The 13094-nt window shown below is 72.3% G+C and carries 9 protein-coding genes, 1 rRNA gene and 1 pseudogene; 7 read left to right on the top strand and 4 right to left on the bottom strand.

Features of this window, described 5'->3' with window-relative positions:
* A 5S ribosomal RNA gene (gene rrf, locus HUW36_RS13910) occupies positions 1–93 on the top strand; the annotation flags it as partial.
* A 305-nt stretch (positions 94–398) separates the two neighbouring features.
* Here the strand turns inward: rrf and HUW36_RS13905 are convergent.
* Positions 399–1076, bottom strand: coding sequence for a hypothetical protein (locus HUW36_RS13905; RefSeq protein ID WP_174528549.1), 678 nt, complete (start codon positions 1074–1076; stop codon positions 399–401).
* A 69-nt stretch (positions 1077–1145) separates the two neighbouring features.
* Between HUW36_RS13905 and HUW36_RS13900 the strand changes: the two genes are divergently transcribed.
* From HUW36_RS13900 to HUW36_RS13890, 3 genes are read left to right on the top strand one after another with little or no spacing between them, the layout of a single operon-like run.
* Positions 1146–3764: a valine--tRNA ligase gene (locus tag HUW36_RS13900; protein ID WP_174528548.1), complete on the top strand. Its 2619-nt coding sequence runs from the start codon at positions 1146–1148 to the stop codon at positions 3762–3764.
* On the top strand, positions 3761–5101 hold the full coding sequence (locus tag HUW36_RS13895; protein WP_174528547.1) for a bifunctional folylpolyglutamate synthase/dihydrofolate synthase: 1341 nt from the start codon (positions 3761–3763) through the stop codon (positions 5099–5101). The genes HUW36_RS13900 and HUW36_RS13895 overlap by 4 nt, the downstream gene beginning before the upstream one ends.
* Positions 5098–5523, top strand: a complete 426-nt coding sequence (locus HUW36_RS13890) for a DUF4233 domain-containing protein (RefSeq protein ID WP_174528546.1) — start codon at positions 5098–5100, stop codon at positions 5521–5523. The genes HUW36_RS13895 and HUW36_RS13890 overlap by 4 nt, the downstream gene beginning before the upstream one ends.
* Positions 5524–5595: 72 nt before the next feature.
* On the opposite strand, the gene HUW36_RS13885 is transcribed toward HUW36_RS13890, so the two are convergent.
* Entirely contained in the window at positions 5596–6876 is a 1281-nt protein-coding gene (locus tag HUW36_RS13885; RefSeq protein WP_174528545.1) for a VOC family protein, read from the bottom strand.
* A gap of 145 nt (positions 6877–7021) precedes the next feature.
* Between HUW36_RS13885 and ndk the strand changes: the two genes are divergently transcribed.
* Positions 7022–7447 carry a nucleoside-diphosphate kinase gene (ndk, locus tag HUW36_RS13880; protein WP_174528544.1) on the top strand — a complete coding sequence of 142 codons (426 nt, stop codon included), beginning with the start codon at positions 7022–7024 and terminating at the stop codon, positions 7445–7447.
* A 62-nt stretch (positions 7448–7509) separates the two neighbouring features.
* On the opposite strand, the gene HUW36_RS13875 is transcribed toward ndk, so the two are convergent.
* Positions 7510–7950 (bottom strand): carboxymuconolactone decarboxylase family protein, encoded by a 441-nt coding sequence (locus HUW36_RS13875; RefSeq protein ID WP_174528543.1) that lies wholly within the window; start codon positions 7948–7950, stop codon positions 7510–7512.
* A 421-nt stretch (positions 7951–8371) separates the two neighbouring features.
* Between HUW36_RS13875 and ileS the strand changes: the two genes are divergently transcribed.
* Together ileS and HUW36_RS13865 are read left to right on the top strand one after the other, a co-directional pair.
* Positions 8372–11563, top strand: coding sequence for an isoleucine--tRNA ligase (ileS, locus tag HUW36_RS13870; protein WP_174528542.1), 3192 nt, complete (start codon positions 8372–8374; stop codon positions 11561–11563).
* 158 nt (positions 11564–11721) lie between these two features.
* Positions 11722–12414 carry a lysophospholipid acyltransferase family protein gene (locus HUW36_RS13865; protein WP_174528541.1) on the top strand — a complete coding sequence of 231 codons (693 nt, stop codon included), beginning with the start codon at positions 11722–11724 and terminating at the stop codon, positions 12412–12414.
* Between the two features lie 10 nt (positions 12415–12424).
* Here the strand turns inward: HUW36_RS13865 and HUW36_RS13860 are convergent.
* Positions 12425–13094, bottom strand: a pseudogene (locus HUW36_RS13860) (hypothetical protein); the annotation flags it as partial.

The following is a 13094-nucleotide window of genomic DNA, read 5'->3' as shown; positions in this document are numbered from 1 at the left end:
ACGCCCGGCAACATTCCGAACCCGGAAGCTAAGCCCTCCAGCGCCGATGGTACTGCACTCGGGAGGGTGTGGGAGAGTAGGACACCGCCGGACAATCTTCAGCTCAGGGCCACCCCCATCGGGGTGGCCCTGACGCATTTCCGGGCACCGACACCGACACCGCTACCGCCCCGAACCGGCGGGCCAGCCGGCAGCTCGGGGAAGTGGCGGGGTCAAGGCGGTGCCGATACCGCCACCTCCCCGAAGTGACGGACCGGGCCGCCGAGACGGGGAAGTGGCGGGGCGCGCGCGGAGCGGAACCGCCACCGGGAACGGGGACGGCTCCGGTAGCGGGACGGCGGGAGCGCGGGACGGCGAGAGCGCGTCATGCCGGGGAAGGTGACCGGGCCCGCTCGGGATCAGCGGCTCTGGATACCCTCGCGGAGCCGGCGGAACAGCGTCGCGGCGTCGTCCACCGGTCGACCCGGGAACATGCCCATCGCGACGCTGCCGTGGTCCGCCCAGCCACAGACCGTGAAGTCGCCGCCGTCACCGCTCGTCGTACCGCACTTCATCACGCCGCCCAGCCGGCCCGCGTCCACCTCACGCAGCCCGGCCACCTTGCCGGTCTCGTCGGCCATCAGCCCGAAGAGCGTGTCCAGGTCCCGCTCCGGCTGCCAGAGCAGTGTGGTGCCGCCGAACAGCAGCACGGACCGCTTGGCGTCGCCCGGGTCGGTGTAGACCGCGCCGAAGCTGCGGTCCAGCTCGATGTCGGCGGCGAACCCGTCGCGCAGGTAGTCGGCGGTGCTGCGGGCCCGGTCGCTGTCGTCCCGGCGCAGCCCGGCCACCTCCGCGGGCTGGGTCAGCCGGGCGTCCTTCTCCTGGACCACCCGCCAGCCGCCCAGGCCGAGGGCTCCGGCGCCGGCGAGGCCGGCCGCCACGAGGGCGGCCAGCACGATCTTGCGGCGACGGGACACGGGCCGCCGGTCGGGCTCCAGCGCGGGGTCGCGGCGGCTCAGGTTGATCGGCTCGTCGGTCAGTTCGAGCGGACCGTGACCCCCGTCGACCGGACGCTCGGTGAGATGCGCGTCGGACATGCCCGCCACCGTACGCGAATCACAGGTGGCGCACGTCAGGTCTCCCAAAGCGCTCCGTAGACTTTCAGGGTGACCGAGAGACTGGATGCCCGACGCCCCGACGCCCCGACCCTTGCCGGCCAGTACCAGCCCGGCGAGGTAGAGCAGCGACGGTACGAGCAGTGGGTAGCCGGCGGGCACTTCCGGGCGTCGGCGGACAGCGAGAAGCCGCCGTTCACCATCGTCATCCCGCCGCCGAACGTCACCGGCTCGCTGCACATGGGCCACGCGTTCGAGCACACGCTCATGGACGCGCTCACCCGGCGCAAGAAGATGCAGGGGTACGAGGCGCTCTGGCTGCCGGGCATGGACCACGCCGGCATCGCCACCCAGAACCTGGTCGAGCGGCAGCTCGCCGGTGAGGGGCTGTCCCGGCACGACCTCGGGCGGGAGAAGTTCGTCGAGCGGGTCTGGCAGTGGAAGGCCGAGTCCGGTGGCGCGATCCTCGGCCAGATGCGCCGGCTGGGCGACGCGGTCGACTGGGACCGTGAGCGCTTCACCATGGACGAGGGCCTCACCCGGGCCGTGCAGACCATGTTCAAGAAGCTCTTCGACGACGGGCTCATCTACCGGGCCAACCGGATCATCAACTGGTGCCCGCGCTGCCTCACCGCGCTGTCCGACATCGAGGTGGAGCACACCGACGACGAGGGTGAGCTGGTCTCGATCCGCTACGGCGACGAGGTCGTGGTGGCGACCACCCGGGCCGAGACCATGCTCGGTGACACCGCGGTGGCGGTGCACCCGGACGACGAGCGCTACCGGCACCTGATCGGCACCGAGGTGGAGCTGCCGCTCACCGACCGGCGGATCCCGATCGTCGCCGACGAGCACGTCGACCCGAGCTTCGGCACCGGCATGGTCAAGGTGACCCCGGCGCACGACCCCAACGACTTCGAGATCGGCCAGCGGCACGACCTGCCGTCGCTGACGATCATGGACGAGCGCGGCGTCATCACCGCTCCCGGTCCGTTCCAGGGCCTGGACCGCTACGAGGCCCGCCCGGCGATCGTCGCGGCGCTGCGCGAGCAGGGCCGGATCGTGGCGGAGAAGCGGCCGTACCTGCACGCGGTGGGGCACTGCTCGCGGTGCAAGACGACAGTCGAGCCACGGTTGTCGTTGCAGTGGTTCGTCAACACCGCGCCGCTGGCGAAGGCCGCCGGCGACGCGGTGCGCGACGGCCGGGTGAAGATCGAGCCGGCCGAGCTGGCCAAGCGCTACTTCGCCTGGGTCGACAACATGCACGACTGGTGCATCTCCCGCCAGCTGTGGTGGGGCCACCGCATCCCGGTCTGGTACGGCCCGGCCGGCGAGATCGTCTGCGTCGGCCCGGACGAGGCGCCGCCGACCGGCGAGGGCTGGCGGCAGGACGAGGACGTGCTGGACACCTGGTTCTCCAGCGGGCTGTGGCCGTTCTCCACGCTCGGCTGGCCGGAGCGCACCCCCGACCTGGCGAAGTTCTACCCGACCAGCGTGCTGGTCACCGGCTACGACATCCTGTTCTTCTGGGTCGCCCGGATGATGATGTTCGGCCTGTACGCGATGGACGGCGTGCAGCCGTTCGACGTGGTGGCGCTGCACGGCATGGTCCGTGACGAGCACGGCAAGAAGATGTCGAAGTCGTTCGGCAACGTGGTCGACCCGCTGGACTGGATCGACCGGTTCGGCGCCGACGCCACCCGGTTCACGCTGGCCCGGGGCGCCAACCCCGGCCAGGACGTGCCGGTCAGCGAGGAGTGGTGCCAGGGCTCCCGCAACTTCTGCAACAAGCTCTGGAACGCCACCCGGTTCGCGCTGCTCAACGGCGCGCACACGGACGGCCCGCTGCCGGCCGCCGGCGACCTGTCGACCGTCGACAGCTGGATCCTGTCCCGGCTCGCGCACGTCACCGCCGAGGTGGACGAGCAGTTCGAGGCGTACGAGTTCGCGAAGGTCTGCGACCTGCTCTACCACTTCGCGTGGGACGACGTCTGCGACTGGTACGTGGAGCTGAGCAAGCCGGTGCTGGCCGAGGGCGGCCCCGCCGCCGACGCCACCCGCCGGGTGCTGGGTCACGTGCTGGACCAGCTCCTGCGGCTGCTGCACCCGGTCATCCCGTTCGTCACCGACGAGCTGTGGGCCGCGCTCGGCGGCGGCGAGACGGTGCTGACGGCGGCCTGGCCGGTCGCCGACCGTACCCTGGTCGACGACGCCGCGGAGGCCGAGGTCGGCACCCTCCAGCGGGTGGTGACCGAGGTCCGGCGGTTCCGGTCGGACCAGGGGCTGCGGCCTACCCAGCGGGTCGCGGCGCGGCTCGACGGCCTGGCCGGCGCGGGCATCGCGTCGCACGAGCCGCTGGTCCGATCGCTGGCCCGGCTGGACGCGCCCGGCGACGACTTCCAGGCGAGCGCCACGCTGGCGATGCCCGGCGCGGTGAGCGTCGCACTGGACACCCGTGGCTCGATCGACGTGGCCGCCGAGCGGGCCCGGCTCACCAAGGACCGGGCGGCGGCCGAGAAGGAGGCCACTCAGGCGCGGGCGAAGCTGGACAATCCGGCGTTCGTCGGCAAGGCGCCCGAGCCGGTGGTGGCCAAGATCCGTGAGCGACTGGCGGTGGCCGAGGCGGACCTGGTCCGGATCGACGCCGCCCTGGAGGCGCTGCCCTCATGAGTGACCGCACCGACCCCGCGTTCGCCGAGGTGGAGGCCGCGCTCAACGGGCGCGGCTTCACCCGGATGCACTTCGAGCTGGAGAAGATCGAGAGCCTGCTCGACCTGCTGGGCAGCCCGCAGCGGGCGTACCCGTCGATCCACCTGACCGGCACCAACGGCAAGACCTCGACGGCCCGGATGATCGACTCGCTGCTGCGGGCGTTCGGGTTGCACACCGGCCGGTACACCAGCCCGCACCTGGAGACCGTCCGGGAGCGGATCAGCCTGGACGGCGAGCCGGTGAGCGAGGAGCGGTTCGTGTCCACGTACCGCGAGATCGCGCCCCTCGCCGAGCTGGTGGACCAGCGGTCCGCCGAGCCGCTCACCTACTTCGACATGACCACCGCGCTGGCGTTCGCCACCTTCGCCGACGCCCCGGTCGACGTGGCGGTGGTGGAGGTCGGGCTCGGCGGCGCGGAGGACGCGACGAACGTGATCCAGGCGGGCGTCGCCGTGATCACGCCGATCGGGCTGGACCACACGGAGTGGCTCGGCGACACGATCGAGGACATCGCGCTGCACAAGGCGGGCATCATCCACCCCGGTGCCACCGTGATCGCGGCGGCGCAGGAGGAGGAGGCGGCCCGGCCGATCCTGGAGCGCTGCGCCGAGGTCAACGCCACGGTCGCCCGCGAGGGCGCCGAGTTCGGGGTGCTGCGCCGGGCGGTCGCGGTCGGCGGCCAGGTGCTGACCATCCAGGGCCTGGGCGGGGTGTACGAGGAGATCTTCATCCCGCTGCACGGCGCGCACCAGGCGCAGAACGCCGCCGTGGCGCTGGCCGCGGTGGAGGCCTTCCTCGGCGCCGGGACGCGGCGGCAGCTGGACGTCGAGGCGGTCCGTGAGGGCTTCGCCGCGACCAGTTCGCCGGGCCGGCTGGAGCGGGTCCGCACCGCGCCGACGGTGCTGCTCGACGGCGCGCACAACCCGCACGGCATGGCCGCCACGGTCGCCGCGGTGCAGGAGGAGTTCGCGTTCAGCAAGCTCGTCGGCGTGCTGGCGGTGCTCGGTGACAAGGACGCCGCGAGCCTGCTCGAACTGCTCGAACCGGTGCTCGACTCGGTCGTGGTGGCGGAGAACAGCTCGCCCCGGGCCATGCCCGTCGACGAGTTGGCCGAGCTGGCGCGGGAGGTCTTCGGGCCGGACCGGGTCCAGGTGGCCCGCGAGATGCCCGACGCCATCGAGACGGCGGTGGCCGAGGCCGAGTCCGACGTGCCGGGCGAACTGTCCGGGGTGGGCGTGCTGATCACCGGATCGGTGGTGACCGTGGCCGACGCCCGCCGGCTGCTGAAGCGATGACCGGCCCGCAGCCGCGCCCGACCGGCGCTGAGCAGCCGGCCGGTCCGGAGCAGCCGGGCGGCTCGGAGCCGGCGGACGGCGAGCGCCGGTCCGGGTTGCGCAACCCGGACAAGGCGGTACGCGGGCTCGGTGCCGGCACGATGGCGCTGGAGGCGTTGGTGCTGCTGCTGGCCATCCAGCCGATCCGGGTGGTCGGTGGCGACCTGGGCGGGGAGGCGGTCGGCGCGATCGTCGCGCTGGCGGTGGCCTGCGTGGTGCTGGCCGGCATGATGCGCCGCCCCTGGGCGTGGCACGCCGGCACCGTGCTCCAGGGACTGCTGCTGCTCTCCGGGCTGCTGCACTGGTCGCTGTTCGTGCTCGGCGTGATCTTCGCGCTGGTGTGGGCGTACGCGCTGCACGTGCGGCGGGTCATTCTCGGCTGAGCGCCGTCGCGTGGTTCCGCGTGTTAAGAAGGGCCCCTTCCTCTACCTGAGGCGTTAAGAAGGGGCCCGTCCTTACATCGGGGCGTCGGCGAGGGTGCGCCACTGGGTGAGCGCCACGCCGTGACCGTCGGGGTCGCGGAACGCCGCCGCCCACACCTCCAGCTTGGTGCCCCGGTTGACCACGCGCGGCGCGTAGGTGAACCGGACGCCGGACTCGCGCAGCCGCTCGTACGCGGCCTGGATGTCGTCGACCTCCAGGTTGACGTGCACCAGCCGGCGACTGATCGGGGCGGCCCCGGTCACCCGGCGCAGCACCAGCCGGGTCGGCCCGGAGGAGAGCACGGCGTTGCCCTCGCCCCGGTCCATCTCGTCGAAGCCCAGCTCGCGGTAGAAGTCGAGGGACCGGTCCAGGTCGGTGACGAGCAGGGTGATGCCGACACCGCTGATCGGGCTGGCCAGCTCGTCCGGTTCGTCGGTGCCGGCCGGACCGAAGATGGCCTCGTCCAGCTCCTCGGCCGTGGGCGGCGCGTCCACACGATCCGACGCGTCCGCCGGCTCGTCCAGCGGAACGTCGATCGGGTCGACCGGCACGGTGGCGACCGGCACCGTCGTCGGCTCCTCGACCGGGGTACGGGGCGCCGGGGCGCGGCGGGGAAGCGGGCCGGCGGCGCCCGGCTCGACCAGCTGCCCCTCCAGCACCACCGGGCCGCCGGGGCGCTGGTGCACCACCACCGGCTCGCGGTCCTCGGGTCGGGGTGGGACGTCGTCCAGGAACGGATCCGGCGCGGGCGGGTAGTCGTCGCGGAACTCGTCCTCCGGGGCGCGTCCGGCCCACGGCGGCGCCTCCTGCGCGATGAGGGGGTCGTCGAGCGGGTCCGGGCCGGCGTACTCGGGTGGGAGGTCGGCGACCGCGGCGGCCGTCTCGGCGTGGGTCGGCACCTCGTCCCAGAGCACGCGCACGTGCCGCTGGTCGTCGAGGGCCACCCGCACCGGCAGCGCCTGCCCGAGGGAGGGCCACTTCGCGACCGGCACCCGGGGCTCGATGATCTTCTTGGAGCGGGGTGGCAGCCCGGGGGCGTCGATCACCAGTTGCAGCTCACAGCGACCGAACGCGTACTGGGTGGGTGGTTCGGACGCGCTGTGCACGTGCCCCAGGCCGACCACCCAGGTGCGGCCGCCGCCGCGTACCGTGGCCAGGGCGATCGCCAGCACCAGCAGCGCGACGCCGAGGGCGACGATCGCCCAGCTGGTCATGCCGAGCCCGAACACGGTCACGAAGGTGGCCACGGTGCCGAGCACCGCGCCGATCAGTTTGCGTACCGGCGCGATCGTGCGGTTCCCGCCATTCGCCACAGTGGACCTCCCAGGGGTTCCAGGGCCAGGCTAGGCCGCCGCGGCGGGCCAGGGAAGACACAGCCGCCGCGCCGGCGCCGGGACCGGGTCGCTACGCTGACCGTACCCAGCCCGACCCCGTTTGAGTGCGCAGGAGGAAACCAGCGTGTCCAGCAGCAGCCCGGACGAGCGGACGCTCGTACTGATCAAGCCCGACGCGGTGCGCCGTGGTCTGGTGGGCGAGATCCTGTCCCGTTTCGAGCGCAAGGGCCTGCGGATCGACGCGATGGTGAGCCGGACCATGGACGGCGACTTCGCCGACCAGCACTACGCCGAGCACGTCGACAAGCCGTTCTACCCGCCGTTGAAGACGTTCATGACCGGTGGCCCGCTGGTGGCGCTGGTGCTCTCCGGCGATGAGGTCATCGACGTGGTGCGCGGGATGATCGGCAGCACCGACGGCCGCAAGGCCGCCGCCGGCACCATCCGGGGCGACCTGTCGCTGTCGAACCGGGAGAACCTGGTGCACGCCTCCGACTCGACCGACAGCGCCAAGCGCGAGATCGCGCTCTGGTTCCCCGAGCTGGGCTGACCGGAACGGCCGACGGCCCCGGCCCGCGTCTCGCGGGGACCGGGGCCGTCGCACGTCCGCCGTCAGGTAAGCGCCGGCGGCTGGGTCCGGCAGGTCACCGCGACCCGGTTCCACACGTTGATGGTGGCGATCGCCGTCACCAGGTCCGCGAGTTCCTTCTCCGACCAGACCTTCGCCGCGGCGTCCCAGACGTCGTCCGGCACGCCGTGCTCGCCCAGCCGGGTCACCGACTCGGTGAGGGCCAGCGCGGTCCGCTCCCGCTCGTCGAAGAACGGCGCCTCCCGCCACGCCGCGACGGCGAACAGCCGCCGGCTGTCCTCCCCGGCCTCCAGCGCCTCCCGGCTGTGCATGTCGACGCAGAACGCGCAGCCGTTGATCATCGACGCCCGGAGCTTGACCAGCTCCAGCACCGTCCGGTCCACGTTCGCCCGGACGTACTTCTCCAGGCCCAGCACGGCCCGGTACGCCTCCGGCGCCACCGCCGCCATGTCGATCCGGCTCATCGCCGCCTCCTCGGAAATTCGGGTACGCGGACAGGACGGTCCACGGCCGCCCGGGTGTGACGGGGTGTGACGGCGCTCATGCCGGGGTCCGGACAACCGTCGTTGACGTGCCGGTCACACCTCATGATCGCCGGGACGGAGGGCGGTCGGGGGTGGGGCGGGTGGGGGATCGAGTAGGCTGGTGGGTGAACAGGCTACGACCCGGCCATCACCGGCGAGCCTCCGGAAGAACGGCCGGGAGACCGGCTCAGTAGAACCGGACGGGACGGCCCGTCACAGCCGACCAACGAGCGGGCGGTCGCACCTCGACCGTCAAGCGGGGTGGTACCGCGGACCCCGGGAGCGCCCCTTCGGGCGTACCCACCGGGTTCGTCCTCGCAGACCCACCGACGAGTGAGTTGCGCGAGGAGAGCGACAGGCGATGGCCTATCCGTTGCACGACCCCAGCGGCGCCGGCGTCCCGGCGAGCCCGGACCTGCCCGCCGTCGAGCGTCGGGTGCTGGAGCACTGGACCGCGGACAAGACCTTCGAAGCGTCAGTGGAGGCCAGGCCGGCCTCCGGCCGGCAACCGGAACCGACGGACCGTGGCGACGGCGGCGTCGCAGGCGACGCCGGCAACGAGTTCGTCTTCTACGACGGCCCGCCCTTCGCCAACGGGCTGCCGCACTACGGCCACCTCTTCACCGGCTACGTCAAGGACGTGGTGCCCCGCTACCAGACCATGCGCGGGCGACGCGTCGAGCGCCGCTTCGGCTGGGACTGCCACGGGCTGCCGGCCGAGGTGGTGGCCGAGAAGCAGCTCGGCATCACCACCAAGGCGGAGATCCTCGACCTCGGCGTGGACCGGTTCAACGAGGTCTGCCGCACCAGCGTGCTGGAGTTCACCCAGGACTGGGAGCGGTACATCAACCGGCAGGCCCGCTGGGTCGACTTCGCCGACGACTACAAGACGCTCGACCTGGACTACATGGAGAGCGTCATGTGGGCCTTCAAGACCCTGCACGACAAGGGTCTGGTCTACGAGGGCTTCCGGGTGCTGGCGTACTGCTGGCGGTGCGAGACCCCGCTGTCGAACACCGAGACCCGGATGGACGACGTCTACCGGGACCGGCACGACCCGACGCTCACCGTCTGGTTCGAGCTGACCGCCGACGAGGACGCGCCGGAGCCGCTGCGCGGCCCGGTCAAGCTGGGCGTCTGGACCACCACGCCGTGGACGCTGCCGTCGAACCTGGCGCTCGCCGTCGGCCCCGACATCGAGTACGCGCTGCTGGAGCGTGACGGCGAGCGCTACGTCGTCGGCGCCGCGCGCCTCGGCGCGTACGCCAAGGAGCTGGAGGGCTACGAGCAGGTCGGCACCGTGCACGGCCGGGACCTGGTCGGACGCCGCTACACGCCGCTCTACGACTTCCTGGTCGAGCCGGCCGGGCCGAACGCCTACCAGGTGCTCGGGGCGGACTTCGTCACCACCGAGGACGGCACCGGAATCGTCCACCTGGCGCCCGCCTTCGGCGAGGACGACCAGAACACCTGCAACGCGGCCGGCATCCCCACCGTCGTCACGGTGGACGACCACACCCGGTTCACCGCGCTGGTCCCGCCCTATCAGGGCGAGCAGGTCTTCGACGTGAACAAGCCGGTGATCCGGGAGCTGAAGGAGCGGGGGGTGGTGCTGCGGCAGGACACCTACACCCACTCCTACCCGCACTGCTGGCGCTGCGAGACCCCGCTTGTCTACAAGGCGGTGTCGTCGTGGTTCGTCGCGGTGACGACGTTCAAGGACCGGATGGTCGAGCTGAACCAGCAGATCAACTGGACGCCCGGGCACATCAAGGACGGCTCGTTCGGCAAGTGGCTGGCCAACGCCCGGGACTGGTCGATCAGCCGGAACCGGTTCTGGGGCTCGCCGATCCCGGTGTGGAAGTCCGACGACCCGACCTACCCCCGGGTCGACGTGTACGGCTCGCTGGAGGAGATCGAGCGGGACTTCGGCGTACGCCTGACCGACCTGCACCGGCCGGCGGTGGACGACCTGGTCCGCCCCAACCCGGACGACCCGACCGGCAGGTCGACGATGCGCCGGGTGCCGGAGGTGCTGGACTGCTGGTTCGAGTCCGGCTCGATGCCGTTCGCCCAGGTGCACTACCCGTTCGAGAACCGCGAGTGGTTCGAGCACCACTACCCGGGTGACTTCATCGTCGAGTACATCGGGCAGACCCGCGGCTGGTTCTACACCATGCACGTGCTGGCCACCGCGCTGTTCGACAGGCCGGCGTTCCGCAACTGCCTCAGCCACGGCATCCTGCTCGGCTCGGACGGACGCAAGATGTCCAAGAGCCTGCGCAACTACCCGGACGTCTACCACGTGTTCGACGCCTACGGCTCGGACGCGATGCGGTGGATGCTGATGTCCTCGCCGGTGCTGCGCGGCGGCGACATGGCGGTCACCGAGGCGGGCATCCGGGACGCGGTGCGCCAGGTGCTGCTGCCGCTGTGGAACGTCTGGTACTTCTTCTCGCTCTACGCCAACGCCGACGGCCACACCGCGCGTCGTCGTACCGACTCGGCGAACGTGCTCGACCGGTACGTGCTGGCGAAGACGAACGAGCTGGTGGCGACCGTCGGCGCGCAGATGGACGCGTACGACATCTCCGGCGCCTGCGCGACCGTGCGGGCCTACCTGGACGCGCTGACCAACTGGTACGTGCGCCGGTCCCGGGACCGGTTCTGGGCCGGCGACGCGGACGCGTTCGACACGCTCTGGACCGTACTGGAGACGCTGTGCCGGGTGGTGGCGCCGCTGGCGCCGCTGACCGCCGAGGAGATCTGGCGCGGGCTGACCGGCGAGCGGTCGGTGCACCTGACCGACTGGCCCCGGGCGGCGGAGTTCCCGGCCGACCACGAGCTGGTCTCCGCGATGGACAACGTGCGGGCGGTCGCCTCGGCGGCGCTGTCCCTGCGCAAGGCCAAGGGCCTGCGGGTCCGGCTGCCGCTGGCGAAGCTGACCGTGGCCTCGCCGGTCGCGGCCCAGCTGCGGCCGTTCGCCGACCTGGTCGCCGACGAGGTGAACGTGAAGGAGGTCGTCCTCGCCGACGACGTGGACGCCTACTGCCAGCAGGTGCTGACCGTGGTGCCGCGGGCGCTCGGCCCGCGCGTCGGCAAGGCGGTCCAGCAGGTGATCAAGGCGGTCAAGGCGGGGGACTGGGAGCTGCGCGACGGCACCCCGGTCGCCGCCGGGGTCGCCCTCGCCGAGGGCGAGTACGAACTGCGCCTGGTGGCCGCCGACGCCGAGCACTCGGCGCCGCTGCCCGGCGGCGAGGGCGTGGTCGTGCTGGACACCGAGGTCACCCCGGAACTTGCCGCCGAGGGGCTGGCCCGGGACGTGGTCCGGGTGGTGCAGCAGGCCCGGCGGGACGCCGACCTGGACGTCTCGGACCGCATCGCGGTGGCCGTCTCGGCCTCCGAGGAGGTCCGCGCGGCGGTCGCCGCGTACACCGACTTCGTGGCGCGGGAGGTGCTCGCCGACACCGTCGACTTCGCCGAGGGGCTCGACGGCTTCGCCGGCGAGGTCGGCGACGGCGAGCGCGTCGTGGTGAGCGTCCGCCGCGTCTGAGGTGTAAGGCGGGGGCCCTTCTTAACGCTTTCGGTAGAGGAAGGGCCCCTTCCTAACCCGGTTCACCGGCGGTGGACTGCTGGCCACCCGCTCGGCCGACGGTGACGGCGTCGGCTACCGTGACAGCGCCTGTTTCACGTACGACCGCCGGAGGACCCGTGCCCCTGCTCTACACCATCGGCAAGCTCACCGTGGCGCCCGCGCTCCGGTTGGCCTTCCGTCCGCACGTGGAGGGGTTGGAGCACATCCCGGCGACCGGCGGGGCGATCTTCGCGGGCAACCACCTCTCCGTCGCCGACGAACTGCTCCTCGGCACGGTGGTCCCCCGGCACCTGGCGTTCTGGGCCAAGTCGGAGTACTTCAACGGCACCGGGCTCAAGGGTGGCTTCTCCAAGTTCGTGCTCACCGGGCTGGGTGCCATCCCGGTCGAGCGGGCCGGCGGACGGGCGGCGTTGTCCGCGTTCGACGCGGCGATCCCGGTGCTCAAGGCCGGTGACCTGGTCGCCGTCTACCCGGAGGGCACGCGCTCGCCGGACGGGCGGCTCTATCGCGGGCGTACCGGCGCGGCCCGGCTCGCGGTGGCGGCCGGGGTGCCCATCATCCCGGTCGGCGTGACCGGCACCGACAAGGCCCAGCCGATCGGCACGCGGGTGCCCCGACCCGGCCGTGCCAAGATCACCATCAGGTTCGGCAAGCCGCTGGACTTCACCGGCCGGGCCGACGACCGGACCTCGCTACGTGCCATGACCGACGAGATGATGTCGGAGATCCAGAAGCTCACCGGCCAGGAGTACGTCCCGCGCTACGCCCCGAGGCGCACCGAGCAGACGCCGGGCGAGGCGCCCGCCTGAGGCGGGGCGCTCAGGACTGCTTCGGGACCACGACCTGCTGGCGCAGCTCGTCGAGCAGCCGGCCGCTGTCGTCCACCGACAGCCGGGTGAACACGCCCGTGGCGAGGCTGCCGTGGTCGACCGAGGTGCACACCACCACCGCGTCGCCGTCCGCCCGGCCGACCGCGCAGCGCTCGTGCCGGCCGCGTACGCCGGTGTCCACGGTCACCGAGGGTTGCAGGTCGTAGTCGCCGGCGAGGCGCTTCAGCTCCGCCTCGGCGTCGGACTCCGGGCTGAACCGGAAGCCGGTGCTGCCGAACAGGGTCACCCGCTTGCCGTCGTTCGTGGTGTAGATGCCGGCGAACGTGTCCTCGGCGAGCCAGTCCGCCTGGCGTACCCGGTTCTTCAGGTCCTCGGCCGCCGCCTGGCTGCCCTGGTCCTGGCGCAGCCGCAGGGAGTCGAGCTGCTCCGGGAGGGTGGCGCTGGCCGGGTACTGGCTGGACAGCGGCTGGACCCACCAGAGCGGCACGCCGCAGCAGCACGCCACGGAGAGCAGCAACAGCCAGGGCCAGCGCCGGCGACGGCGTACCGGCACCGGGACGTACCCCTTGGGGGCCTGCCAGCCCGGCGGAGGCGCCACCGGCGGCGGGGTCCCGCCCCGGCGCTGCTTCGGCGGGCGCGGCTGCTTCGGCGGTCGTGGC

The organism is Micromonospora maritima (assembly GCF_902825405.1).
Classification (GTDB): domain Bacteria; phylum Actinomycetota; class Actinomycetes; order Mycobacteriales; family Micromonosporaceae; genus Micromonospora; species Micromonospora maritima.
This window is presented reverse-complemented; position numbering and strand designations above follow the sequence as displayed.

Excerpts from the sequence above, each read along its gene's own strand:
- HUW36_RS13905 (WP_174528549.1), bottom strand. The coding sequence starts at position 1,076 with ATGTCCGACGCGCATCTCACCGAGCGTCCGGTCGACGGGGGTCACGGT.
- ileS (WP_174528542.1), top strand. The coding sequence starts at position 8,372 with ATGGCCTATCCGTTGCACGACCCCAGCGGCGCCGGCGTCCCGGCGAGC.
- HUW36_RS13890 (WP_174528546.1), top strand. The coding sequence starts at position 5,098 with ATGACCGGCCCGCAGCCGCGCCCGACCGGCGCTGAGCAGCCGGCCGGT.
- HUW36_RS13895 (WP_174528547.1), top strand. The coding sequence starts at position 3,761 with ATGAGTGACCGCACCGACCCCGCGTTCGCCGAGGTGGAGGCCGCGCTC.
- HUW36_RS13875 (WP_174528543.1), bottom strand. The coding sequence starts at position 7,950 with ATGAGCCGGATCGACATGGCGGCGGTGGCGCCGGAGGCGTACCGGGCC.